The 24567-nt window shown below is 59.7% G+C and carries 22 protein-coding genes; 3 read left to right on the top strand and 19 right to left on the bottom strand.

Features of this window, described 5'->3' with window-relative positions; translation table 11 throughout:
• Nucleotides 1-915 (top strand): enoyl-CoA hydratase, encoded by a 915-nt coding sequence (locus tag AC3RCE_RS21615; protein WP_492253918.1) that lies wholly within the window; start codon nt 1-3, stop codon nt 913-915.
• 302 nt (nt 916-1217) lie between these two features.
• Here the strand turns inward: AC3RCE_RS21615 and AC3RCE_RS21620 are convergent, their stop codons facing one another.
• From AC3RCE_RS21620 to AC3RCE_RS21695, 16 genes are all read right to left on the bottom strand, one after another.
• Nucleotides 1218-2414, bottom strand: a complete 1197-nt coding sequence (locus AC3RCE_RS21620; RefSeq protein ID WP_492253919.1) for a M24 family metallopeptidase — start codon at nt 2412-2414, stop codon at nt 1218-1220.
• Nucleotides 2415-2444: 30 nt separating this feature from the next.
• Nucleotides 2445-3416 carry a Bug family tripartite tricarboxylate transporter substrate binding protein gene (locus AC3RCE_RS21625; protein WP_492253920.1) on the bottom strand — a complete coding sequence of 324 codons (972 nt, stop codon included), beginning with the start codon at nt 3414-3416 and terminating at the stop codon, nt 2445-2447.
• A 147-nt stretch (nt 3417-3563) separates the two neighbouring features.
• Entirely contained in the window at nt 3564-4220 is a 657-nt protein-coding gene (locus AC3RCE_RS21630) for a TetR/AcrR family transcriptional regulator (protein ID WP_255591051.1), read from the bottom strand.
• Between the two features lie 514 nt (nt 4221-4734).
• Entirely contained in the window at nt 4735-5364 is a 630-nt protein-coding gene (locus AC3RCE_RS21635) for an EthD domain-containing protein (protein WP_492253921.1), read from the bottom strand.
• A 27-nt stretch (nt 5365-5391) separates the two neighbouring features.
• Nucleotides 5392-6087, bottom strand: coding sequence for an EthD domain-containing protein (locus AC3RCE_RS21640; protein ID WP_492253922.1), 696 nt, complete (start codon nt 6085-6087; stop codon nt 5392-5394).
• 22 nt (nt 6088-6109) lie between these two features.
• Complete coding sequence (locus tag AC3RCE_RS21645; protein ID WP_492253923.1) at nt 6110-7273, bottom strand: NADH:flavin oxidoreductase/NADH oxidase; 1164 nt, start codon at nt 7271-7273, stop codon at nt 6110-6112.
• 17 nt (nt 7274-7290) lie between these two features.
• The gene (locus tag AC3RCE_RS21650) at nt 7291-8172 is read right to left on the bottom strand and encodes a DMT family transporter (RefSeq protein WP_492253924.1); all 882 of its coding nucleotides are present in this window, start codon (nt 8170-8172) and stop codon (nt 7291-7293) included.
• Nucleotides 8173-8238: 66 nt separating this feature from the next.
• The gene (fahA, locus tag AC3RCE_RS21655; RefSeq protein WP_218296211.1) at nt 8239-9510 is read right to left on the bottom strand and encodes a fumarylacetoacetase; all 1272 of its coding nucleotides are present in this window, start codon (nt 9508-9510) and stop codon (nt 8239-8241) included.
• 6 nt (nt 9511-9516) lie between these two features.
• Entirely contained in the window at nt 9517-10836 is a 1320-nt protein-coding gene (hmgA, locus tag AC3RCE_RS21660; protein ID WP_492253925.1) for a homogentisate 1,2-dioxygenase, read from the bottom strand.
• 129 nt (nt 10837-10965) lie between these two features.
• Nucleotides 10966-11928 (bottom strand): MBL fold metallo-hydrolase, encoded by a 963-nt coding sequence (locus AC3RCE_RS21665; RefSeq protein ID WP_369643432.1) that lies wholly within the window; start codon nt 11926-11928, stop codon nt 10966-10968.
• A 32-nt stretch (nt 11929-11960) separates the two neighbouring features.
• On the bottom strand, nt 11961-12671 hold the full coding sequence (locus tag AC3RCE_RS21670; protein ID WP_369643433.1) for an ABC transporter ATP-binding protein: 711 nt from the start codon (nt 12669-12671) through the stop codon (nt 11961-11963).
• A gap of 15 nt (nt 12672-12686) precedes the next feature.
• The gene (locus AC3RCE_RS21675) at nt 12687-14465 is read right to left on the bottom strand and encodes a branched-chain amino acid ABC transporter ATP-binding protein/permease (protein ID WP_492253926.1); all 1779 of its coding nucleotides are present in this window, start codon (nt 14463-14465) and stop codon (nt 12687-12689) included.
• Nucleotides 14462-15385, bottom strand: coding sequence for a branched-chain amino acid ABC transporter permease (locus tag AC3RCE_RS21680; RefSeq protein ID WP_218296215.1), 924 nt, complete (start codon nt 15383-15385; stop codon nt 14462-14464). Before AC3RCE_RS21680 ends, AC3RCE_RS21675 begins: the two co-directional genes overlap by 4 nt.
• A gap of 58 nt (nt 15386-15443) precedes the next feature.
• Nucleotides 15444-16640 (bottom strand): ABC transporter substrate-binding protein, encoded by a 1197-nt coding sequence (locus AC3RCE_RS21685; RefSeq protein WP_492253927.1) that lies wholly within the window; start codon nt 16638-16640, stop codon nt 15444-15446.
• Between the two features lie 73 nt (nt 16641-16713).
• Nucleotides 16714-17490 (bottom strand): SDR family NAD(P)-dependent oxidoreductase, encoded by a 777-nt coding sequence (locus tag AC3RCE_RS21690; RefSeq protein WP_255594778.1) that lies wholly within the window; start codon nt 17488-17490, stop codon nt 16714-16716.
• A gap of 27 nt (nt 17491-17517) precedes the next feature.
• Nucleotides 17518-19275 carry an FAD-dependent oxidoreductase gene (locus AC3RCE_RS21695; RefSeq protein WP_492253928.1) on the bottom strand — a complete coding sequence of 586 codons (1758 nt, stop codon included), beginning with the start codon at nt 19273-19275 and terminating at the stop codon, nt 17518-17520.
• 149 nt (nt 19276-19424) lie between these two features.
• Here AC3RCE_RS21695 and AC3RCE_RS21700 point away from each other — a divergent pair, with 149 nt between their 5' ends.
• Together AC3RCE_RS21700 and AC3RCE_RS21705 are read left to right on the top strand one after the other, a co-directional pair.
• A complete protein-coding gene (locus AC3RCE_RS21700; RefSeq protein WP_492253929.1) occupies nt 19425-20228 on the top strand; it encodes an IclR family transcriptional regulator in 804 nt (267 codons plus the stop codon).
• Nucleotides 20229-20387: 159 nt separating this feature from the next.
• Entirely contained in the window at nt 20388-21218 is an 831-nt protein-coding gene (locus AC3RCE_RS21705; RefSeq protein WP_218296328.1) for an IclR family transcriptional regulator, read from the top strand.
• A 40-nt stretch (nt 21219-21258) separates the two neighbouring features.
• On the opposite strand, the gene AC3RCE_RS21710 is transcribed toward AC3RCE_RS21705, so the two are convergent.
• The 3 genes from AC3RCE_RS21710 to istA all read right to left on the bottom strand — a co-directional run bounded on the left by AC3RCE_RS21710 (nt 21259) and on the right by istA (nt 24350).
• Entirely contained in the window at nt 21259-21954 is a 696-nt protein-coding gene (locus tag AC3RCE_RS21710; protein WP_369643438.1) for an IclR family transcriptional regulator, read from the bottom strand.
• A gap of 76 nt (nt 21955-22030) precedes the next feature.
• Nucleotides 22031-22834, bottom strand: a complete 804-nt coding sequence (gene istB / locus AC3RCE_RS21715; protein ID WP_492253781.1) for an IS21-like element ISThsp10 family helper ATPase IstB — start codon at nt 22832-22834, stop codon at nt 22031-22033.
• On the bottom strand, nt 22824-24350 hold the full coding sequence (gene istA, locus AC3RCE_RS21720; protein ID WP_492253782.1) for an IS21 family transposase: 1527 nt from the start codon (nt 24348-24350) through the stop codon (nt 22824-22826). The genes istB and istA overlap by 11 nt, the downstream gene beginning before the upstream one ends.
• Nucleotides 24351-24567 lie beyond the last annotated feature (217 nt).

Genomic DNA, 24567 nt, shown 5'->3' on the forward strand with positions numbered 1-24567 from the left:
ATGCAGCCCACATTCTTCGACCCCCACACATACGACGGCGTGCGCTACGAGCACTTCACGCAGGACATCGTGAACATCGCGATGTCGCGACCGGCCGTGCGCAACGCGCAGAACATGGAGATGACGTACGCGCTGAATGCAGCGTTCGACCGCGCCGCGCAGGATGACGCAGTGAAGGTCATCATCCTCTCAGGGGACGGCGATCACTTTTCGGCCGGCCATGACATGGGCGGCGACCACAACAGAACCTGGCGTGACTTCCGCACGGTGGGCACCTGGGCTGCATTCGACGGCCCGGGCGTCGAAGGCCTCTATGGAAGGGAAAAGGAGATCTACCTGGAGATGTGTGAACGCTGGCGCAACCTCGCCAAGCCGACGATCGCGGTGGTGCAAGGGTCTTGCGTGGCCGGCGGTCTCATGCTTGCCTGGTGCTGCGACATGATCGTCGCGGCTGACGATGCCCGGTTTCGCGATCCAACGCTCGAGTTTGGCGTCGCAGGCGTCGAGTTCTTCATGCATCCGTGGGAACTGGGTTCCCGCAAGGCAAAGGAATGGCTGATGACCGGTGACTGGCTGACCGCTCAAGATGCAAAGCAATGCGGGATGGTCAATCAGGTTTTCCCGGCGGGTGCGTTGATGGAAAGCGCGCTGAACCTCGCCAAGAAGATCGCCAACAAGGGGAGTTTCGTCCTCAAGGCAGTCAAGGAATCCGTGAACCATGCACAGGACGTCGGAGCGCGTCGCAATGCCATGATGCACGCATTCGGGCTGCACCAACTTTCGCACCACCACAACAAGCAGCAGTGGGGATTGCTGGTGGACACTCAAGGAATCCATCCGGCTCTTCGCGAGAAAATCCGCGTCCGGTTCAATCTGCAGGCACTGCCTGGCACCGGCGACAACCGGAAATCCTGACCATTGAACGTGCCTTGAACTTGATCCCGACGCCCTGCCGCCGACGCAGGCGCCGGACCATCTGTTGCGAACGCAGCAATGGCCTCAAGGGCGAGGCGGTGGTGCTTTTCGTCCTTGGGGCCGTTCAGTTGCTGCATGCGCGCACCAAGCCAGTGGCCGCCATCTACTCCTGCAACGCTTGACTGGCTGGACGGCAGGACGGCACTGCGGCATGCCGTCTTCCTCGAGCCACCGGGGTAACTACCGGACGGGATCAATTGCGATTCACCGGGCGTGGCGGCTTTGTGTGGTGAGCACCTCCTCTAGCCCACTGTGGCGTAGGCGAGGTCCTTGGGGGTCTTCACCAATACCTCCGGTTCATCACCGACCACTACCGTGTCATCGAGCCTGAAACCGCCCAGGCCATACACATAGAGACCGGGCTCTGATGAGTACACCTCGTCGGCCAGCAGCGCACGCGTATTGAAAGCCATGTCCTCGGGGTACTCATGCAGCATCAGGCCCACGGCATGTCCCGTGCGATGGAACACGTGGTCGGCCAGTCCGGCCTTCTCGATCACCGCCAGCGCCGCAGCGTCCATGTCGCACACGCGCCTGCCCGGGCGCGCGGCGGCGACGGCGGCATCGGTCGCGGCGCGCGCGGTCTCGAAGCATTGCACCTGCTGCGCGCTCGGCGCGCCGCAGAACCAGGTGCGTTCGTTCTCCACGTAGTAGCCATTCAAGCGCGGCAGCACGAAGTTGACGATGGTGTCGCCCGGTGCAATGCGGGCGCCGCATGAAGCGCCATCGCCGTGCGGCGAGGCCGAGGCGGGGCCGGTCAACGTCCAGCACTTCATGACTTCGAAATCCTCGCCGGGGAACCGCCTCGCGGCTTCCTCTGCCATCAACGCGGCCACGGTGTGATCCACTACCTGGACCAGGGCGCCGGGCTTGTAGAGCTCGCGGTAGCGGTCCTGCGCCCAGTCCGTCAAACTGCCGAGTTCTCGCATGATCTGCAGTTCCTCGGCATGCTTGACCCATCGCAGCGCACGCATCTCGCCGTGGGAGGGGCGCACCACCAGCTCAGGCAAATGGCGCTGCGCCAGCGCCAGCACCGGGTGCGGGAGATCCACCGCTAGCCGAGCACCGGCCAAGCCGTTCGAGTGCAGCAGGCCCGCCACCACCTCGGGCAATTGCGCTGGCAAGGGCAGCCTGTTCGTGATGCGGGGGTGCTCGCTGTAGTAGTGAATGCGGTCAGCGTCCAGCCACAGGCTCTGCTTTTCCAGGCAAAAGCGCAGGTGGTGGGTGGAGAGTTCGTTCATCACCGCGAACGGTGCGCCATGGCGCGGCACAAAAAGGAACACCGGGCGCTCCCAGGGCCAGACGTCAAGCTGGAAGTTGCTCGCATACTGAAAGAAATCCGGAGTGGTGAAAACCAACGCATCGACGCGCAAGCGGTCCATCAGGGCCTGCATGGCTTGCGTACGGGCGTCGCGCACGGTGGTGGTGAGGCGGGGCATGGCGTTCTTTTCCTTCTTCGGGTTGCTTGCTTATTGCGCGATGTCGAGTTTCTTGATGAATGGCCCCCAGGCTGCAGCGTCACGCTGCACCAGCCGCTCGACCTCGGAGGCAGGCGCCGAGATCGGCTCCAGCGTCTGCGCGGCCAGGCGCTCGCGCACCTCAGGAGTCTGGATCGCTTTGTTTATCTCAGTGTTGAGCCTCTGCACGATGGCCGGTGGCGTGCCTGTCTTAGCAACGATCGAGTACCAGCCCGGCACAGCTACGTCATAGCCAAGCTCCTTGAAGGTAGGCACATTTGGAAATGCACCCATGCGCTTGTCACCTGTCACGGCCAGCGCCAACAGCTTGCCGGTGCGCACCAGCTCCGTAATGCCGCCGGGCACGGTCGTCATGACCGGCGTGTCGCCAGCCATCAGGCTGGTGGTGGCGCCCGCGCCGTTGAACGGCACATGCTGTAGCTTCATGCCGCTGCGCTCGGCCACGAGTTCCATCGACAGATGGGTCGAGTTGCCGATGCCTGCCGATGCATAGCTGATCTGGCCCGGTGCTTCCTTGGCCTTTTTCACCAGCTCGGTAAAGCTGCGCACCTGCAGCGTGGGCGAGGCCAGCGTGACGAACTGCGTGTTGGCAAACACGGCCACCCCGGCGAAGTCGCGCGCAGGGTTGTAGCTCAGACGCTGATAGAGATAGGGATTCCAGGCCAGGTTAGACACCCCAGCGAGAAAAAGCGTGTAGCCGTCGGCCGGCTGTCCCACGGTGTAGCTCGCCGCAACACTGCCGTTTGCGCCGGGCCGGTTCTCCACCACCACGCTCTGGCCCAGGCCCTTGCCGAGCTGCTCGGCCAGGGTGCGCGCCAGCACGTCATTGCCCGATCCTGCGGCCTGGGGAACGATGAGCTTGATCGGCCGCGCGGGCCAGGTCTGCGACCACGCTGGCAGCGCCAGCAAAACGCCCAAGGCGACGAGCACTTTCAACCCCGGACGACGGTTCAACGGCTTCATCATCAGCTCCTTTCAAAGAGTATGTACCGTGTGGTACACGGTTGCAATGAACCGCATGGTACAGAAATCAAGGGAAAGCGCAAGTGCAAAAAAAAGCGCCCGAGCCAGAAGGCGCGGGCGCTAAGCAGAAGGCGGTTCGGGTGGCAGTCAGTCAGGATGAGGCGGCTGCGCGATGAGTTGGGCGAAGTACTTGAGGGCAGCAGTGGTCTCCTTGCGGTCCCCTGTCGCCAGCAGGTCCAGCATCAGGCCACGAAATGTCGCAAGCTGCAGCCTCGCACGCAGCCGGGCCTCTTTCGGGCGCAGACCCAGTTGGTGGATCATCTGGCGTTCCAGGGGTTCCAGCCAACTTGCCACTACGTCCTGTAGGAAATCCGCATGGCGCTCAGGGTTTCGCACTGCTCGGCCATAGAGCTCGAACAGCAGTTGCATCACGGGCAAGTAGCTCTCGGTCGAGAAGCGGTCCCATGCGCGCTCGATGTTGCCTGCCATGCCGAGGTCGTTGCCCAGGATCTCACGGCGCTTGGCCACCTCGTCGCGGCGGATTTCGTGTAGCACACGCTCCCAGAAATGATCGGCCGAACCGAAATAGTAGATGAGCATGCGGTGGCTGGTACCAAGGTGCGGTGCGATGGCCCGCAATGACCAGTCCCCGAAGCCATGCGTCAGCACATGCTGACCCGCCGCAGCCAGCAACTGACGGGCTTGTTCGCCATCGCGCCTGGAAGGCGGTGTCGCGTTACTCCCGGAATCTTTGGGAGCTTTTCCGGGCTGTGCATTGGCAGTGTGCGAAGGGGGCGTCGTCATGCAGCGCATTTTCGCAGCACGATGGCCACTCTTCTCGTCCGAGTGTTCGCGTTCGCATGCGATCAACCTTGAACGGTGGACCTCCGCTATTGCATGGAGGCCCTAGGCGCTGCCTGGTAGATTGCCCGTTGAGCGCATAAAGCTGTCGTATGTCAGATGGGGCACAAGCGGCTGCAACCAGCCTGAAGCAGCCCATCCGACTCCCCGCAGACCTTTGCGATCTTGACCCCAAAAGCGCCTCAACCGAGGCGCTTGGCATTTCGCGACACGGAATTCTTCCGACGGACTTTATGGTTGGAATCAACCCGTATGCGGGCCAATGAGAGTCGATAACAGGACCCCATCATCCATGCGGCTTTTTCCATGGTTGATCAAATGGGTTGTTTTCCTAGAGTCGGAAACACCGTCGAGTTCACCTTCGCACTTGTGCGGCACGCAATCACAGCGGTCAGAGCTCCACCGGGAATGCGGCAAGGAAGCAAGGATTCGCGCACCGGCACGGACAGGTGGCGCCTTACCTGATGTGGAGCCGGTCGACGAGATAGGCAACGCCATCTGTGGTGTACGTCTCGACCACCCGGCGGAGCCTGGACTCGGGCTCGAACGCTTCATGAGCCTTCGCGACACTGGCTAGCCAAGCGGAAATGACCCCTGTGGGAGGGACAGGCTCCGCCCAGAGTTTCTCGCGCCGTGCTGTCGACACCGTCCAGTTCAGCACCGAACGCATCCCTAAAGCCTTATCCAGGTCTTGCAGTTCAGACCACAACGCATTGCGCGTCTCTGGCTGCGCATGGAACGGAATGAGCACCTTGGTGCATTGCTCTTGAGGTTCGTCGCCCTGCTCCTCCACAACGCACAACGTCCACCCCCTGAGGAATTGCGGCTCGTCGGCCGGAATGAACTTGGCCCCTACAACTGACGCTTGGGCCTGCCGCATGGCCTCGGCGTCGGAGAAAGACAGTTCGACGACACCATCCACGGTGAAGGTCGGCTCACCATCGCTCGCCCACAAAACCTTGTCCACCCGATTGTGCGTGTATTTGACAATTCCATTCATCCCGAGTGCAAGCTGCGCATGAGGCCCCGCCCAATATGCACGGAAGTCACTCGTGGCCATCCCTTCCCTCTTGGCCAGGAGCGTCATACGTTTCATCATCTGAAGCCCTTACCGTCAGAGAATTTGCCGCTCGGCCACCACAAACGCTGTGATTTCAGACAAAAAAGTCTTGGCATGAGCCATTGTTTCCTTGCCAGCGTCTGAACCGAACGCTGCACCAAGCGTCTCCGCGTCCTTGAACCAAAGCTCGACGATCCCGTCGATAGGAAGATCGCTGTAGGCACAGGGGCGCCCTTTCAATCTTTCCCGTCCAGTGATCACATTCTGGCGGTAGGCGCTGACGCCAGACATCTTGCGAACCAAGTCGCCGTGAGTCTTCCATTCTCGACGGAACTCTTCTTCGCTCAGGGTCGGCAGACGCTTGATGGCCGACATGCGCTTTAGGAGTTGGGAGCGCTCTTTCTGTGTAGGCACCGGAATGACCACGGACTGCTCGGCGGTCACGATGTGCAAGTCACCAAGGAAATACTGCTCGTCCTGGATGAGGTCGTTCGCCAAATCGCTATCGCTGAAAGCTCGGTCAGACTGCTTTGCGTCGTCAAAAGACAGTTGCGAAAATCCATCGAAATCCCATGGCCCCCTCGCGAAGTCAATACCTCGCTGCAGTCGATCCACGACGGGGTTTTGCCAATACTCGCGCAAATTGGGCAACTGACTGGCGAGCGCTCCATGGCTATCGCGCCAATATGAATTGAAATCCTCAAAAGTCCAGCCGACTTTTTTTCGGATGAGTCCCATGCGTACCGTCATATGCGTGTCCTTCCCTTTTATGTCAGCTCTGCTGCTCGGCAGCCTCCGCACGTGCTCGCGCCAAGCCGGGTGCACGTTTTGCCAGCCATATGCCATGGCGAATGGGCCAGCGCTGGTAGTTCGAATCCATACCCAATGCACCCGCCGCGTGGTGAGCCCAATACGGATCGAACAAGGCCTCTCGACCCAAAGCGATCAGATCAGCCTTGCCTTCTTGAAGTACGGCCTCTGCCTGAACCGCATCGACGATCATTCCAACCGCCTGCGTGGGCACATTGGCGCCATGCCGAATGCGTTCAGAGAACGGCACCTGAAAGCCCAGTCCACGTGGCACCGGAAGTGCGCGCGTTTCCTCAGTCAACCCGCCCGATGAGCAGTCGATGACGTCCACGCCGACTTTGACCAACTCGCGTGCGAGGACAACCGAATCCTCCAAGCTCCACCCGTCAACGCTGCCATCCACTGCGGACAGCCTGCAGAAGAGAGGCTTGCTGGCAGGCCAGACAGCCCGCACTCGGGTTGCCAGTTCGACCGCAAGTCTCATGCGGCCATCGAGGCTGCGGCCCCACTCATCGTCTCGGTGGTTTGAGTTCGGGGACAGAAAGCTAGCGACTAGATAGCCGTGACCGAAGTGCAACTCCACGACGTCAAAGCCCACCTTGTCCGCCCGCACTGTTGCATCGACGAAGCGTTGAATCGCGTCCTCAATCTCCTGAGCATCCATAGCTCGGGGCGGGGACCAACCTGGACCTGCAGCGAGCGCGCTGGGGCCGAGCCGCTGCCAAGGCTCTGTGTCGGCTTGCATTTCCGTTTCACTCAATGCCGCACCTCCCTCCCACAGCGGCTGGCTACCCGACTTTCTGCCCGCGTGAGCCAACTGGACGCCAATTGCACAGTCGTTTGCGTGCACGAAATCGACCACTGCCTTCAGCGGCTCGATTTGGCTGTCATCCCACAAACCCAAATCCGCGGTTCCAATACGGCCACGCGGGTCGACAGCAGTACTTTCCGTCAAGATGAGACCTGCGCCACCAAGTGCGAACTTCCCGAGGTGAACCATATGCCAGGAAGTGGCCCGCCCCGCTTCGGCGGCATGCTGGCACATCGGAGATATGACAACGCGATTTTTCAGCTGCAGCTCTCGAAGCCTCAAAGGCTGAAACAACAGCGGCTCATGGATAGTCATGATGAAATTTGAAAGGCTTAAGAGTTCGATGAAGGCGGCACTGGTGGTCTAGTGCCGAGGAAAGTGCCGGCCATGACTGCGAAAAAGCCCACGAGGTGCCACGTAGTCAAACGCTCGTCCAGCAACATCGCAGCAAAGAGCACGCCGAAAACAGGAACCCAGTAGAGGAAGACCGCTGTGCGTGCTACACCAATAGAGGCAATGGCGCGGTTCCAAAGCAGATTGCTCAAGGCCGTGGCCATCACCCCGGAGAACAAGATCAGCGCCCATTGCCACCATCCAGGGAAAATCGCTTCAGGGGCCAAGGAAGGACTTCTGATTGCCGCCTGCAGCACTAGCATCAAAGTACCAACGAGGTAAATGGACCAGCTGATGGTCAAGGGATGTAAAGAGCGGGCAAGGCGCTGCACCAGCGCCCCCCCGACCGCAAAGCTCACCACCCCCGCCACCAGCATCAGATCGCCAATGCTCGCACTAGACAGTCCGGCGCCGGGGTGACTAAGCACTACAGCAGAAACACCGCCAAAGCCCAAAGCAACACCGAGCAGACGTTGCGGGGTCAGGCGCTCACGGAACATGATCGCGGCAAGCACTGCAGACACCAAGGGGCTGAGAGCCATGATGAGAGCGCCGTTCGTCGCAGTAGACCGCTGCAACCCCTCTGCGAAGAGCAGTTGATTCAGGTAGACCATCAGTACGCCGCACCCAACCAGGGTACGAACTTGCTTCCAATCCAGGCCGGTAACTATCTGGCGTTTCCAGACCAGAATTCCTGACAAGACAGCTAGCGCCACAACCATCCGCAAGGCTGCGAGCATGGAAGTTTCGAAGCTGAGGGTCAGCTGCTTCACCACGGTGACATTGAGCCCCCAGATCGCCATCGCGGCGATGAGGGTCACCTGCACCCCAAGTGCCCGGCGACTCACAGTGCGCGGACTTTCAGGATGCATGGGTTCCGCGCTTCTTCATGACGCCGCGACCGTGCCAGCGCAATCCCCAAACCCAATGCGCACCGCACCTTCGGCTTCGCACCACCCGCGCAGGATCAGCGTATCTCCATCTTCAAGGAAGCTGCGGACCTCTCCGTTGGGTAGTTTGACCGGGTGCTTTCCACTTGTCGTCAGCTCCATCAACGAGCCCGCCTCGCTCGGATCTGGGCCAGACAGGGTCCCAGACCCCAACAAGTCGCCAGCCTGCAAGTTGCACCCATTCACAGTGTGGTGCGCTACCAATTGCGCGGGGGTCCAGTACGCCGCTCGACTGGCATTGGTTCTTGAAAGGGGCACAGGGCCCTCGCCCGCGTCGCGCATCGTTTGGGTCTGCAGAAGAACCTCAAGAGATATTGAGAATGCTCCCCTTTTGCGATTGCCGTCACCGTCAAGGTACGGGAGGGGTTGCGGGTCTTCGGGGGGCCGCTCGAACGCTACGCGAAAGGGAGCCAATGCCTCCATGGTCACCATCCAAGGGGACAAGGTACTTGCAAAATTCTTGGAGAGGAAGGGGCCCAGAGGCTGATATTCCCAGCCTTGGATATCACGCGCGGACCAATCGTTGAACAGGGCCACTCCAAAGAGATGAGACTCAGCATCTCCAATCTCGATGGACTCTCCCTGCTGATTGCCTGCCCCTACGAGCCAACCCAGCTCCAGCTCATAGTCCAGGCGCCTGGACGGCCCCAAACCAGGTACAGACATGTCGGGAGCCTTGATCTGGCCACGGGGCCGCTTGAAGGTGACGCCGCTCACACCGATCGAAGATGCGCGGCCGTGATACCCAATGGGTACCCATTTGTAGTTGGGCAGCAATGGGTTGTCTGGACGGAACTGCTTGCCCACCGTGGTCGCGTGGTGAACACTCGTGTAGAAGTCGGTGTAGTCGCCCACACGGCAAGGCACTGTGTACTCGCATTCAACCTGCGGCACCAGGGCGCCCAACCAGGTCGCACGTTGAGGACTTCCGTCACGCAAGCCTTCAGAAATCTTGTGACGCAGGGCCCTCCGATCGCTCATCGAAGCGCCCATGACGAGGTTCATGTCGTCGGTGTCAATCAAACCAGCGGCCCGAAGACCCAAGACCTGATCACCAATGGCCACACCGATCTTCCAGTCGCCCTGACTATCCACTCGCTTGAATCGCCCGAAAGGCAAGTTCTGCACTGGGAAATCGCAGCCTGCAAGATTGGCCGAATCGACCCAGCTCTTTAGCTTCGGGTCGTGGGTAGCGTCGATGTCATACATAGTCTCTTAACTCCTTCCGGCAGGCTTGAACTGATCCTTGAGACCCGCCCAGCAGTCGGCATAGTCATGATCCAAAGGCGCCTTGCTGAGTGCGAAGGCGGAAGGAATGAAGCGATACCGGCTTTCAAACATGAACGCCAGGGTGTTGTCCAGCTTCTGTGGTGTCAGCTCCACGCTTGAGGCCTTTTCAAAGGCCTCTTCATCAGGGCCGTGCGGCACCATCGCGTTGTGAAGGCTGGCACCGCCAGGTTTGAACCCACCAGGCTTTGCGTCGTACTCGCCGTAGACCAGGCCCATGAACTCGCTCATCAGGTTGCGGTGGTACCAAGGCGGTCGGAAGGTGTCTTCCATGACGAGCCATCGCGGCGGGAATATCACGAAGTCGCAGTTCGCCGTGCCAGGCGTATCGCTGGGCGAAGTAAGCACCGTGAAGATGGAAGGATCTGGGTGGTCGAAGCTGATGGAACCGATGGTCATGAAGTTGGCCGTGTCGTACTTCACCGGCGCCAAGTTTCCATGCCACGCCACAACGTTAAATGGCGAGCCCTTCGCAGGTGCAACCCAGAAGTGCCCACCAAATTTCTTTATCAGCTCGCAGGAACCTGTTTGCTCTTCGAAGGCAGCAACAGGAGACAGAAAATCTCGCGCATTCGCAAGCCCGTTCGACCCAATGGGCCCCAGTTCAGGCAAGCGAAACTGCGCACCATAGTTCTCGCACACATACCCCCGCGATGGTCCATCCGGCACTGCAACTTTGAAGGCCAAGCCACGAGGCAAGACTGCAATCTCCCCGGGCCTGAGATCCAGGACGCCCAATTCGGTTGTGATGACCAACCGCCCTTGCTGGGGGACGATGAGCAATTCACCATCCGCATTGACAAATGCGCGCCTGTCCATGGACTTGTTCGCCAGGTACACCAAAGAACCAACACCCGCTTGCTCATCCGCGTCGCCATTGGCTGCCAGGGTTCGCATTCCATCAACGAAGTCGATTTCCACGCCCTCCTCGAAAGGAATGGGATGCCAGCGCATTGGCTCTGGCGCGAGGAGCGTTCCGCGATCTCCACCCGTGGTCCACAACGGCTGGTGGTATGCCTTGTAGCGCCCCGCCACCACCGAGGGCTGGCGTCGGTACATCCATGTACGGCGGTTTTCATGCCTCGGCGCGGTGAACGCAGTTCCAGAAATAAGCTCGGGATACAGGTCAAACGGAGCCCTTTGCGGGCTATTGCGCCCCTGAGGCAGCGCGCCAGGCACGGCCTCCGTGGCATGCTCGTTGCCGAAGCCACTTTGATAGCGGCGTTCCGAATTCAAGTGGTCAATCACGCTTTGCTCCTTGACAGGTATTGCGAGCCGGCAAATCCCCAGAATGCAGGGACGGACCGACCCGTCCGCACCGTCCCAAAGGTCGGTCCGAGCCGAGATAACAGATGGTTGGGGACTGAAGGAGAAACCTCAGCCTTCCAGCGTCTTCCACATTTCGATGTCGCGCTCTGCAGTCCAGATGCGTGGATCAGCGTATTGAGTCGCCTCATCGTAGCAACGGGTTACATCGAACGGCATGCAGTGGTCAAAGATGACCCAGTGACCATATTTGGGCTTCAGCGCTGCGAATGTTTCCTTGTAGATCGTGTTCAGATCCTTGCCCGCAGAGACGCCCTTTTGCACATTCGCATACACGTCGGCAATGAATTCACCTGTCTCTGAAAGACCTTTGGCGACCTCTTCAGGAGTGGTCAGAGCCACTCCGCGTCCTGGCACCAACGCCTTTGGTTTGAGGGCAGCAAGATTTTTCAGGGTTTGCGGCCAGTCCTTGAAGTAGGCGTCGCCCGCATAGGGTGTGGCGCCGAACTCGACCAGATCGCCAGACAGCAGAGCACCCTCACCAGGCAGCCACACGACGGTATCGCCTTTGGTGTGACCACGGCCGAGTTGCAACAACTGGACTTCCACCTTGCCAAGCCACAGCGTCATTTTTCCGGTGAAAGTCATCGTGGGCCAAGTCATGCCAGGGGGTACGGTCTCAACTCCCGCGAAGAGACGAGGGAAGCGACCAATTTCGCTGGCCTTGTCCTGCTCGCCACGCTCAACGATCAAATCGTAGGTGTCCTGGCTCGCAAGGATGTGATCTGCGCCGTATGCACTGGCACCGAGCACGCGCACAGCGTGGTAGTGCGTCAGAACGACGTACTTGATCGGCTTGTCGGTCACCTCGCGAATACGGCGGATGACGTCTTGCGCCATGGCCGGCGTGGCCTGTGTATCAGCCACGAGCACTGCGTCGTCGCCAATGATGATGCCGGTGTTTGGATCGCCTTCTGCTGTGTAGGCCCACGCGTGTTCGGATATCTGGCTAAAGGTGACCTTCTTCTCTTCAAGGTCGGCTTGCGAGGCAAACTTCTTGGTTTCTTGGCTCATGGGATATTCCTTCTGAAATAGATTGATGACGGTCAATGTGAGCCGAGGTACGCGGCCTTGACCTTGGGATCGTTAAGGAGTGCACTACCGGTCCCCTCCAAAGTGATGTGGCCAGTCTCGAGCACGTAGGCACGATCTGCGACACCGAGAGCCTGCTTGGCCATCTGCTCAACCAGCAGGATCGTCAGACCCGACTCGCGCAGCTGGCGGATGGCATTGAAGATGTCTTTGATGATCAAAGGCGCCAATCCGAGAGACGGCTCGTCCAGCAACAGGAGCCGTGGCTCACTCATCAGCGCACGCGAGATCGCCAACATCTGCTGTTCACCGCCCGACATGGTTCCGGACAACTGGTTCTGACGCTCACGCAATCTCGGGAAGCGGTTGAACTCTCGCTCGATCGCCGCTTCAATCGCGGCTGGATTGCGCCGGCGGGAGTAGCCGCCCAACATCAGGTTCTCGCGAACTGTCTGGTCGGCAAAGACACCTCTGCCCTCGGGCGACATGGCTACCCCCAGCGCGACGCGCTCGTGTGCTCTGACTTTCGCGACATCCTTCCCATCAATCTGTATGCTGCCTTCGGCAACGGGTTCCAGCCCGCAGATGCTTTTGAGAAGAGTGCTTTTACCCGCGCCATTCGCACCGATGATGGTGACCACTTCGCCCTCCCGCACTTCCAAGCTCACGCCTTTGACGGCCTGGATCGCGCCATAGGCGACCTTCACTGAATCGAGTTTCAACATAGGGTGCTTTCCAGATCAGGGGGCGACAAGAGCGTCCGCCGGTTCGTCAACGCCTAGGTAGGCCTCGACGACACGGGGGTTGGCTTGCACTTCAGAGGGCCTTCCCTCTGCGATCTTGATCCCGTAGTCCAACACGATCACGTGGTCGGAGATCGACATGACGAGATCCATGTGGTGCTCCACCATCAAGATGGTCACACCGCACTTGCCAATACGGACAAGAAGATCGCCCAACTCCGCTGTCTCTTGTGGATTGAGACCTGCAGCTGGCTCGTCAAGCAACAGTAGTTGAGGCTCAGTGGCTAGCGCCCGTGCAAGCTCGACACGGCGCTGAAGGCCATAGGGGAGGCTGCCGGCCGGTTGATAGGCCAGATGCAGCAGACCGACCAAATCCAGCAGTTGCAAGGCGCGGGCACGGGTGGCGGCTTCCTGCTTTCTAGCACTGGGTAGCGCAAACAAGGATGCGAGAAACCCATTCGTCATGCGCGTATGGCGGCCCAGCATGACATTGTCCAGAACCGACAGATCTGCAAACAGCCGCAGGTTTTGGAAGGTGCGCCCCATTCCCATGCGACAGATCGCATGCACCGGTCGGCTCGATACCTCCTGGCCAAGAAACTTGATCGAGCCTTCACTTGGATCCAGAAGACCCGTGAGCATGTTGATCATCGTGCTCTTACCCGCACCGTTGGGTCCGATCAGCGCGTGGATATGCCCACGCTGAAGTCGGAAAGACACGTTTTGAGCAGGCCGTACTCCACCAAAGTTTTTGGTGACACCTTGGGCCACCAGCAACTCGCCCTCTCCCTGCGGACCAATGCGCGTCGGAGCTGCGGATTTGATAGGCATGTCAGGGGCAGCCGCCGGCCGGCGGAACCACGTCGAAAGAAGCCCCATGACCCCTCCCGGCATGATGTAGAGCGCAAACAGCAGCAGAAATCCATAGAGAAAGTGCTGGGCTGACGGCCAACGGGCCAGAGCAGCGTCGATCACAGTCAGAACCACTGTTCCAACCAAAGGGCCGTACTGCGAGCCAGCACCACCAAACAGCACCAACAGCAGAATAAAGATCGACAGATGGAATGTGATGAAGTCGGAGTTGATGTACTGGTTCTGCTGTGCCACCAGCGCGCCAGCAATGCCACAGGTAACTGCCGCAACCACAAAGGCTATGACCTTGGCTCGATAGACACGGACGCCCACCGAAGATGAAGCGATCTCATCGGCTTGCAGTGAGAGCAGCGCCCGGCCAAAACGGCCCTGCAAAAGATTGCGCAGCAGCAGATGCGTCACCGCGCACAGGGCGATGCCCAGCCACACCCATTGCAGGGACGTAAGGGGCTGTCCGTTCCAGGTCAGTGGCTTGATGCCGTAGATACCCTGGGCGCCCCCAAAAACGTCAGTCCATTCGCCGACGAGCTTTTCGACAACGATGCCGAACGCCAGCGTCACCATCGCGAGATAGGGTCCTTTGACCCGCAAGGACGGCAGCGCGATCAGCACGCCGCAGATGCCGGAGACAACAGCTGCCAACGACAGCGCGAACCACGGGTTGATCTCCGTGCGCGTTGTGATCAACGCCACCGCATATGCCCCGGCTGCGAACAGGCCAGCCTGGCCCAGTGACTTCTGCCCTGCATAGCCCACAAGCACGTTCATGCCTGCAGCACAGAGGTAATACACGCACATCATGAAAACGATGCGCAGGTAGTAGTCATTTCCCAGAAAGGAAACCAGGCCTGCGAGAACAGCGACGGCAAGCATGACCCCGAAAAGATGTTGGCCGCGCTTCATACCTTCTCCACCATCTGCTTGCCGAAAAGACCGGTCGGCCGGAACGCAAGAACAAGAATGACAAGGGCAAAAACAGCGACCTCGCGCCACTGCGCCGACCACAGGTTCACCAGGGACTCAAGGACGCCGAGAACGAACCCGCCAATCACACAACCACGTGGATTGCTCAACCCGCCGATCATGGCGCCGGAGAATCCCTTCAGCCCCACGGTGAGGCCCATGAAAAGGGATGCCTGCGCAATAGGAGCGAGAAGGAAGCCCGAAAGGCCAGCCAGCGCAGAACTGACAACGAAAGCGCCAATCATCACTGCGTTGGTATTGATGCCCATGAGGCTCGCGACGTTGCCGTTAGCCGCAACAGCCCGCATGGCCTTGCCCACCATCGTTCGGTTCATCACAAAGTCGAAGCCGATCATGATGACAACGGCGACCCCCAACGTGAGCAGCTCCTGCGGTCGCACACCGACTCCCATGAGACGTATTACAGTGTCGCCCACCGGTCCCGGGACGACCACCGGCTTGGGGCCCCAAATGGCCAAGCCGATACTCTGGAGGATGACGCCAAAGCCCAGGGTGCTCATGACCCATGCCATGCCAGGCCGCCCAGCGAAAGGGCGTACGCCAATCACGTAGAGGAGCCATCCCAAAAAGCCCATCACTCCAAGGGCTGCAACAAGCGCCAGCAGCTGGGCACCGGCACCAGGCTGGGCCTGGCCGAACGTAGTGGAAGTCACAGGAAGACCGAGGACGAGGAAGAGCGCGCTCATGCCGATGAATGCACCCGCGGACACGAATTCCCCATGGGAGAAATTCAAGGTCTTGGTGGTTGTAAATGTGATGCTGAAACCCAGGGCTACCAGGGCGTAGGCACCGCCCACGGCCAAGCCACTGAGAATCGCCTGCAAGAGCGCCTCTGTCATTGTTATCTCCGAGATGATTTCCTGGACTGCTTCGCGCAGTCCAGACAAGCGTTGCGCGTTATTGCTTGAAGTCCGCGCTGCTCAGCGAGTTCACGATCGGATCCGCATAGGGCATCAGCTTGCCGTCCTTCCAGCGAATCCAGACCAGGTCTTTGGCTGTCAGAGCCTCATGGTTGGCCTTGCTGAACGGCTTGTCGTAAGTCTTGAGTACGCCTTGAACCGGTGCTTTCAGATCTTCCAGCGCGACACGTACAGCCGAGCCATCAAAGCTGTTGGCTTGCTTGGCAGCCGCAGCGTAGAGCTGCACCGAGTCGTAGCCATGCAATGCAAAGGAGAACGAGCCGGGCGCCTTGAGTTTGGCCCCGATGCGATCAAACAGCTTCTGCTGGGAAGGTGTACGCGTCTCGCTCACCGTGCGCATGAAGATTGGCTTCTCGGCAAGCGCCTTGCCTGCCGCATCATAGAAAGTGATGTTGTCGGCAGCCCAGGAGGTCAGCACCAAGGGGAAGTAATTTGTCTTCTCCATGCTGCGAACAAGCTGCGCGATGGGCGTCCCCTGAGCCCAGACCACCACAGTGTCCACGTTCGCGGACTTCATCTTGCTCAGCTGAGACGTCATATCGGTATCGCCCACACCGAAGCGCTCAGTCGCTGCAATCTTGATATCTTGCAGCTTCGCGATTTCCTCCATGTCCTTGAGACCGCCCTGGCCATAGCCCGTGGTTTCCGCCATCAAACCGATTACTTTTGACTGGCCCGCATTCTTTTTCACGTAGGCCATCAAGGCCGCTACTTGCTCACGATCCACCATCGAGACTCGGAACATATAGTTGTCCGCACCAGGACTCATGGGCTTGGTGATATCGGTGCCCGACCCCACGTTGCCGATCACAGGGATCTTCTTTTGGTTGGCGATGTGCTTCCAGGCCATCGCATTGCCGGAGTTGGTCGGACCAAAGACCGCAGAGACCTTCTCGCTGTCGATCAATTCGCTCATGTTCTGGATCGACTTTGGAGGCGCAGAGGTATCGTCCCGCGTAACCAGCGTCAGCTTCTTGCCCAGAACGCCGCCTGCAGCGTTGATGTCGGCGATTGCGGCCTCCATGCCCAGAACCGCTGCCTGCCCACTTTGCGCCGATGGGGATGCGGACAAATCTCCGTTGTATCCAAGCTTGATGTCTTGCGCGCTTGCGGTGGCAGCAGCGATAACGCCGGCTGCCAGGATGGCTCGCTTGAAGAGCTTAGGAATACTCATGGCTGTCTCCTTTTTGGAATGGTGAACTCGGTGAGTTCTGGGTTGGAAATCTGGATGGAAACGACTCAAGGACTCAGGAGGCGAGAAACCCGCCATCCACAGGAAGCGTGACCCCCGTCACATAGGAGGCCATGCCGGATGCCAGGAAAACCACGGGACCGACCAATTCTTCGGGCTGGCCGACGCGTGCCATGGGCGTGCGCAGCATGAATTTGTCGAGTCGCTCAGGAGCCTCCCGTGTGTAGGAAGTCATCGGAGTTTCGATGACTCCGGGAGCGATTGCGTTCACCCGAACTCCGTCCTTGGCAAGCTCGACGGCGAGGGCTTGCGTCATGAGTTTGACGGCGCCCTTGGATGGTGAATAGCCCACCACGTTGGGGATTCCAGTGCTCGAGGCAATAGACCCCACATTGATGATCACTCCCCTGGTCTGCTTCAGCGCATCCAGCCATGCATGCGATGGAAGGAAAGATCCCATCACGTTGACATTCAGAGTGCGCTCGAGGTTGGACGCCACCTGGGGGCTGTCCAGCCCCTCGCGAATGATGATGCCCGCGTTATTGACCAGGATGTCGATATTGCCGATTTCAGTGGCCACAGTTTTTGCCAAGGCTTGGCAAGCATCATTGGAGGTCACGTCCAACTTGTACGCGATTGCATCACTGCCAGCGGCCCTAATTTCTGCGGCAACAAGCTTGGCGTTCTCTTCGTTCAAGTCCGTCACGACGACCCGAGCCCCTGCCTTTGCAAGGCCCTTGGCAATAGCCCTGCCATTGCCTTGTCCTGCGCCGGTCACAAGCGCGATGCGTCCATGGAGGACCTTGGGCGCCATGAGTTCAGAGATTTCCATTGCTGTCTTTCTTGGTATGTATTCGATCTATGCTGTTTGGGGTTGCAGGCGCCCAGCAGAGGTCCGATTCGGACTGGCTGTCGGTTCACTTGTTTTCCTTGCGAGCATCTGACCGACGACATAGCCAAAAGTGAGCGCTGGACCGAGGGTGATGCCTGCGCCTGGGTAGTTGCCGCCCATGATGCTGGCGGCGTCATTGCCAACTGCATACAAGCCCTTGACTGGCTGCCGGTCCTTTGAAAGGACTTGGCAGGACTCATCGGTTGCCAACCCTGCGAACGTCCCGATTTCACCCACAACTATCTTGATGGCATAGAACGGACCTCTATGGATCGGGGCCATGCAGGGGTTGGGCTTGACCAGCGAGTCGCCCTGATACCGGTTATAGGCGGTGCTTCCCTTGGCAAACTTTGTGTCCACTCCAGACGCGGCATCCCGATTGAAGGCTTCGACCTCTTCTTGGAGGGCGGCGGCTGGAACGCCGATGAGGCTCGCCAGTTCCTGAAGGCTGCTGCCTCGCTTCAAATAGCAACTTTTGAGATGCTTGCCAATGGGCAGAGGGAATGGAGCTACCGCCCCCAACCCATATTCGCGCAGGTGCTCGTGATCACAGACGAGCCAGCAGGTCACTTCGGCGGACCCTTTGCAAGCTTTCACGAGGTCCTGAATGAAGTCGTGGTAAGACATCGCCTCGTTGGTAAATCGCCGCCCCCTTGAAGTCACGGCGATCACACCGGGCTTCGCGCGATCGATGAAGTGCGGCATAACTCCCTGGGTGCCATCCTTGCGCTGGACCACCGAGGTTGGACACCAGGCGGCCGCATTCGGGATGCTGGGATCGACCCAGCCCCCTACGGATTCGCCGAGGCGCAACCCGTCACCGGTGTTCAGCGCAGGGGACGGAGTGAAGTGCTCTCGGCCGGTTGGCGCATGTGGGAACAACTGCTTGCGACGCTCGATGTCGTAGGGAAAGCCACCACAGGCAAGAACGACGCCTCTGCGCACTCGAACTTCTACTGACTTGCCGTCCCGCACCACAGTTGCACCCACGACCGCATCGCCTTCCACGATGAGTTTTTTGACCGGAGCATTCAGCCACACGGGGATGTTCAGGTCCATGCCGGCCTTGGCCAGCCGACCGGCCAGTGCATTGCCGTTGGTCAGCGTCATCCCACGGCCGTACCTGACAACATCCATGAGATGTCCGCCGAAGCGCTTGGCAACATACAAGAATGACTCGAGCGACTTGAAGGCACGCAAGAAGTGCCACAGCTCCTTACCTGATCCAAGCATCATCCCGAAAACCGTCAACTCGGGCACGGGGGGGGCGAGTTTTGAAACATAGGCTCCGAGTTCACGGGCATCGAATGGGCGGGTCACCATGGAGCGGCCACCTGGCTGGCCGCCGGGGGCCTCTGCGTGATAGTCCGGAAACACTGGCGGCATGTCGAATTGCACGCACGTTTTTTCCGTGAAGAAATCAATGGCCTTTGGCCCGTTCTCGATAAAGGCGTCTACGCGCGCGGGATCGAAATGCGTAGTGGTTTCGTGCTGCAGGTATGCCCGTGCCGCCCCTGGGGGTTCGCTGATGCCTTGCTCCCTGGCGAGCTTTGTCCCGGGAATCCACAACCAGCCACCAGACCGGGCCGTGGTGCCCCCATAGACAGGCGCCTTGTCGACAACCAGTACCTTCAACCCCTCGTACGCAGCCGTCACGGCCGCGGACATGCCGGACGCTCCAGTTCCAACTACCAAAACGTCATAGCTCGTTTCCAGCTCACTCATGGTCATCACTCCTTGGACGTAGGGGCCGCTTTTAGCGACCCAATGACGTTAGTATGGTGCTAATGCATTTTTTATAGACTAATGGTTTACCCCAATCAAATGCAATTGAATGGATCAGATACCATGCATCGACTACGGGGACATCTGTGATGGAAGAAATTGACGTGGCCCCAGACAAGGCGCGCCGAGGCATTCAAGCCATAGAGGCTGGTGGGCAGCTGCTTCTTGCGCTGGAGGCCCACGGGCACCCTCTTCCCCTCAAGAAGCTTGCCTGGGCTGCCAACATGGCTCCGGGAAAGGCACACCCCTACTTGGTGAGCCTCTCAAAACTCGGTCTGGTGACTCAAGACGCCTCAACCGGCCACTACTGGCTCGGTCGTACCGCCATGGAACTCGGCCTCCTGACGCTTCGCACCGTCAATCCCTTGCGCGAAGCCGCACCGCTTGCGGAACTGCTCGCGCAAGAAACAGGGCACAGCGTTGCACTGTCTGTTTGGGGAAATCAAGGGCCGACGGTGGTATCGCTTTTCGATGCGACCTATCCCCTTCATACCAACATGCGTGTGGGGACGGTGATGTCTCTTGCCGGAACAGCAACAGGGCGCTTGTTCGTGGCCTATCTACCTCGACAACTCATAGAAGAGTCACTGCTGGAGGATGACCGTCGCCTGGGCCCAGATATCGCAAAAACCGTTGAGTCGAGCGAGCTGCAAGATATGCTCAGCTTGGTACACGAACATGGACTCTCACGTTCCGTGGATATGCCCACAGTGGGGGTCAGCTCGTTTGCAGCCCCGGTTTTCGACTATTCGGGCAATGTTGTGATGGCGGTCACACTCCTGGGGCGTACCCGGTCATTTGACACAGCCTGGAGCGGAAACCAGGCAAAGGCGGCAAGAGCATGCGGCTCAGCGATCTCCACGCGCCTCGGGAGCCTCCGGCGCGGCGCCTGAGTGCAGAGCAAAAAAATGAACAGACGGAAACAAAAGCCCCATGGCTCCCGATTCAGCGCCGTATTGCGCCTGGTCACAGACATCCTAATGCATAAGCACTAGACTAAAAATTCATCTATGGCAAACGAGACCGCCAAATTTAACTCCAAGGACAAGACCATGGGCGCACTTGATGAAGACGGCAATGAAGGTGGTTCCGAGAAGGAGCGCCGAGGAATTCAGTCTATTGAAGCCGGCGGTCAGTTGCTTCTCGCACTTGGTGCGCAAGGTCGCCCGTTGCCGTTGAGAGAACTGGCGCGAGCTGCCGACATGGCTCCAGGAAAGGCGCACCCCTATCTCGTGAGCTTTGCCAAGTTGGGGCTTGTGACCCAGGAAGCCTCGACGGGTTTCTATTGGCTAGGACCCACGGCAATGCAACTAGGCCTTGTGACCCTCCGCATGCTCAATCCAGTACGCGAAGCCACTCCCTTCGCCGAGCAGCTGGCGCGGGAAACTGGGCACAGCGTCGGATTGTCCGTCTGGGGAAATCAAGGCCCGACGATGGTCTTCCTCTTTGACGCCATCTATCCGCTGCACACCAACATCCGTACTGGAACGGTAATGTCCCTTGCCGGTACTGCGACTGGTCGATTGTTCGCCGCATACCTTCCCGCGAAACTGATCGAAGAGTCGTTGCTGGAAGACGAGCGGCGCTTAGGGCCGGACATTGCGAAACCCGTCGACACGGAAGAACTGCAGAGAATGTTGATCGAGGTGCGCAAGCATGGGGTATCGCGCTCGGTCAACAACCCCACCCCTGGTGTTTGCTCTTTTGCCGCGCCCGTCTTTGACTATTCAGGCAACATCGTCCTGGGCGTCACGCTCATGGGGCGCTCAAGGTCTTTTGACACGGACTGGAATGGCACCCAAGCCACAGCCGTGCGCGCATGCGGCCAAGAGGTATCCAAACGCCTAGGCGGACCTTCAAGAGCCTCTCTGGATCCGCGCTGACATCCATTGGCCGGGATTGCCTGCCGCTGGCGAGGTTCACCTACGCCTTCCTGAATCCGAGCCTCTGCGAGATAGCGAGGGCACAAGTGCGCAGGGCCACGGCCATCGGACCATTCCAATCAGGGTCAAAGGTACCCGTAGGGCCCATCATCGTGATAGTCAGGGCAATCGCGCCGGAGTAGTCAAAGACTGGTGCCGAGAACGAAACAATCCCCGGCGTTGGATGATTCACCCCTCGCGACATTCCCCGCGCCCTCACCTCCTCGATCAGATCCTCAACCGCCTTGCCATCAAGCGGATGGGCAATGTCAGGGCCCAAACGGATGTAGTCATCCTGAAGCATCCGGTCGATCAATGGCCTTTGCAAATAAGCTGAATACACCCTGCCGGTTGCTGTATTGGCCAGCGACATCACCGTTCCGGTACGGATGTTGGTGTTGATCGGGTACGCGGCGTCGATCAGGCGAACGATGACGGGCCCGAGGTTTCCCCAGACCGCGATCGCAACCGTGTGCCCGGTTTCAGCAGCCAACGCCTCCGCCATGGGCGTCGCTTCGCGAATGGGATTGAGAGTCTGCAGCCCGGTGAGCCCCAATTGGATCGCCATAGGTCCCAGCAAGTACTGACCAGTTACGGGGTCCTGTGCCACGAGCCCGATCTTCCCAAAGCTCACCAAGTAGGGATGGATCTTCCCGGAAGGCATGCTGACAGCCTTGGTCAGGTCCCTGAGGGCCATAGGTGTTGATTTCCATCCAACCGTAACCCACCATTTCCATCTCGATCTGACCCACCCTTGTTCGTGAACTTCACGCTCACGTTGTGGATAAGTTCTTGGCTATCTTCTCCTTCTTGGTGGTCTGTGGTGGTTGCTGTGCGGAGCTGTTCTTGAACCGGTAGCTGTCGTTGCCGGTTTCCAGAATATGGCAGTGATGCGTGAGTCGGTCCAGCAGCGCCGTGGTCATCTTGGCATCGCCGAACACGTTGGCCCACTCGCTAAAGCTCAGGTTGGTGGTGATCACGACGCTGGTGCGCTCGTACAGCTTGGACAGCAGGTGGAACAGCAAGGCTCCTCCTGACGTACTGAACGGCAGGTAGCCCAGCTCATCCAGGATCACCAGGTCAGCATAGGCCAGGCGGTGCGCGATCTGCCCCGGCTTGCCCTGGGCCTTCTCCTCTTCCAGTGCATTGACCAGCTCCACCGTGGAGAAGAACCGCACCCTGCGGTGATGGTGCTCAATGGCTTGCACCCCGAGGGCCGTGGCAATGTGGGTCTTGCCCGTACCCGGTCCACCCACCAGCACCACGTTGTTGGCGTTCTCCAAGAATTCGCAGCGGTGCAACTGGCGTACCAGTGCCTCGTTCACCTCGCTGTGGCTGAAGTCAAAGCCCGCCATGTCCCGGTACGCAGGGAACCTGGCCACCTTGAGCTGGTAGGCCACAGAGCGCACTTCGCGCTCGGCGGTCTCGGCCTTGAGCAGTTGGGACAGGATGGGCTGCGCCGCATCGAAGGCCGGTGCACCTTGCTCAGCCAGTTCCGCAACCGCCTGGGCCATGCCGTGCATCTTGAGCTCGCGCAGCATGATCACGATGGAAGCGATGGCAGGGTCATGACGCATAGCGCACCTCCCTCAATTGGTCGTAGCGAAGCACATTGGCCTGGGGTTCCACCGCCAGCTTGAGGGCCTGCGGCGACGTGACCGGTGCTGGAGCGGGCTTGCCGTCCAGCAGGCGGTGCAGCACGTTCAGGATGTGCGTCTTGCTGGCAGCCCCTGACTCCAGTGCCAACTCCACTGCAGCGAGCACAGCCTGTTCATCGTGGTGCAGCACCAGTGCCAGTACCTCCACCATCTCCCGGTCGCCGCCGGTTTGCTTGAGCAAGGTGGCTTGCAGTCGCTTGAAGGCCGCTGGCAGCTCCAGGAATGGGGCGCCGTTGCGCAAAGCTCCTGGTTTGCGCTGCAGCACCGCCAAGTAGTGGCGCCAGTCGTACACGGTCTGTCCCGCACCATGGTGGTTACGCTCGATCAGGCGCTGATGCTCGCACACGATCTGGCCTTCGGCGGCAATCACCAAGCGATCCGCATAGACCCGCAGGCTCACCGGCCGATTGGCATACGGCGCCGGCACGCTGTAGCGATTGCGCTCGAAGTGGACAAGGCAGGTGGGTGAGACGCGCTTGGTGTTCTCCACAAAGCCATCGAAGGGCCGGGGCATTGGCATCAAGGCGGGCTTCTCTTGAGCCCAGACATCCGCGACGGTGCCCGGCAGCTTGCCGTGCTCGATCTCGTGCCACAGCGCCACGCAGCGCTCTTCAAGCCAGGCATTGAGATCGGGCAGGCTTGGGAATGGCGGCACCACTTGCCACAGGCGATGGCGGGCATCGCGCACGTTCTTCTCCACCTGGCCCTTCTCCCAGCCCGACGCGGGATTGCAGAACTCGGCCTCGAACAGGAAGTGGCTGACCATGGCCGCAAAGCGCGCATTGACGTCGCGCTCCTTGCCACGGCGCACCCGGTCTACAGCGGTGCGCATGTTGTCGTAGATGCCACGGCGGGGCACGCCACCCAGGACCACGAACGCATGGTTGTGGGCATCGAACAGCATCTCGTGCGTCTGCAGCGGATAGGCGCGCAGGTAGAACGCTCGGCTGTGGCTGAGCTTGAAGTGGGCTACCTGCAGCTTGGTGCGCACGCCGGCGAGAACAGCCCAGTCCTCGCTCCAGTCGAACTGGAAGGCCTCACCCGGGCCAAAGGTCAGCGGAACGAAGGTACCTCGGCCGGTGGTCTGCTGTGCAACCAGGCGCTGCTCGTGCCAGAGGCGCGCAAAGGCCGCCACACGGTTGTAGGAGCCGCCATAACCGAGCGCCTGCAGATCCACGTACATCTGCTTGACGGTGCGCCGCTGCTTGCGGGATCGGCCAGCCTCCGTCTTGAGCCAGCCGGCGAGCTTCAAGGCGAAGGGATCGAGCTTGGATGGACTGACTCGCTTGGCATAGTGCGGCTCGGCCTCGCCTGCGCGCAGGTACTTGCGGATGGTGTTGCGCGAGAGGCCCGTGCGGCGGGCGATCTCCCTGATGGACAGCTGCTCTCGCAGGGCCCAGCGCCTGATGACACTCAGTGTTGCCACGTCTATCACTCCTGGTCTCCTGCTGCTCAACAAAGCAGCAGGTTAGGGTTAGTACGTGGATCAGATTTGGATGGAAATCCTGGGGGTTAGTGGGTCACTTCTGCGTGGAAATCAACAGACGGCAATCGCTGCAGAGTGATCGCGCAACGCCCCGTGTTTGACCATGTGCACGACAGCCGTTTTAAACCAAGGGGCGTAGCACCTTCCTAAGAATGTGCTCTGCCTG

The sequence above is a fragment of the Acidovorax sp. GW823-FHT05D11 genome (assembly GCF_058795695.1).

Bases quoted from the DNA above. Each gene is read 5' to 3' on its own strand.
- AC3RCE_RS21615 (WP_492253918.1), top strand. From the start codon at position 1: ATGCAGCCCACATTCTTCGACCCCCACACATACGACGGCGTGCGCTAC.
- AC3RCE_RS21620 (WP_492253919.1), bottom strand. From the start codon at position 2,414: ATGCCCCGCCTCACCACCACCGTGCGCGACGCCCGTACGCAAGCCATG.
- AC3RCE_RS21625 (WP_492253920.1), bottom strand. From the start codon at position 3,416: ATGAAGCCGTTGAACCGTCGTCCGGGGTTGAAAGTGCTCGTCGCCTTG.
- AC3RCE_RS21630 (WP_255591051.1), bottom strand. From the start codon at position 4,220: ATGACGACGCCCCCTTCGCACACTGCCAATGCACAGCCCGGAAAAGCT.
- AC3RCE_RS21635 (WP_492253921.1), bottom strand. From the start codon at position 5,364: ATGACGCTCCTGGCCAAGAGGGAAGGGATGGCCACGAGTGACTTCCGT.
- AC3RCE_RS21640 (WP_492253922.1), bottom strand. From the start codon at position 6,087: ATGACGGTACGCATGGGACTCATCCGAAAAAAAGTCGGCTGGACTTTT.
- AC3RCE_RS21645 (WP_492253923.1), bottom strand. From the start codon at position 7,273: ATGACTATCCATGAGCCGCTGTTGTTTCAGCCTTTGAGGCTTCGAGAG.
- fahA (WP_218296211.1), bottom strand. From the start codon at position 9,510: ATGTATGACATCGACGCTACCCACGACCCGAAGCTAAAGAGCTGGGTC.
- AC3RCE_RS21665 (WP_369643432.1), bottom strand. From the start codon at position 11,928: ATGAGCCAAGAAACCAAGAAGTTTGCCTCGCAAGCCGACCTTGAAGAG.
- AC3RCE_RS21670 (WP_369643433.1), bottom strand. From the start codon at position 12,671: ATGTTGAAACTCGATTCAGTGAAGGTCGCCTATGGCGCGATCCAGGCC.
- AC3RCE_RS21675 (WP_492253926.1), bottom strand. From the start codon at position 14,465: ATGAAGCGCGGCCAACATCTTTTCGGGGTCATGCTTGCCGTCGCTGTT.
- AC3RCE_RS21680 (WP_218296215.1), bottom strand. From the start codon at position 15,385: ATGACAGAGGCGCTCTTGCAGGCGATTCTCAGTGGCTTGGCCGTGGGC.
- AC3RCE_RS21685 (WP_492253927.1), bottom strand. From the start codon at position 16,640: ATGAGTATTCCTAAGCTCTTCAAGCGAGCCATCCTGGCAGCCGGCGTT.
- AC3RCE_RS21690 (WP_255594778.1), bottom strand. From the start codon at position 17,490: ATGGAAATCTCTGAACTCATGGCGCCCAAGGTCCTCCATGGACGCATC.
- AC3RCE_RS21695 (WP_492253928.1), bottom strand. From the start codon at position 19,275: ATGAGTGAGCTGGAAACGAGCTATGACGTTTTGGTAGTTGGAACTGGA.
- AC3RCE_RS21700 (WP_492253929.1), top strand. From the start codon at position 19,425: ATGGAAGAAATTGACGTGGCCCCAGACAAGGCGCGCCGAGGCATTCAA.
- AC3RCE_RS21705 (WP_218296328.1), top strand. From the start codon at position 20,388: ATGGGCGCACTTGATGAAGACGGCAATGAAGGTGGTTCCGAGAAGGAG.
- AC3RCE_RS21710 (WP_369643438.1), bottom strand. From the start codon at position 21,954: ATGGCCCTCAGGGACCTGACCAAGGCTGTCAGCATGCCTTCCGGGAAG.
- istB (WP_492253781.1), bottom strand. From the start codon at position 22,834: ATGCGTCATGACCCTGCCATCGCTTCCATCGTGATCATGCTGCGCGAG.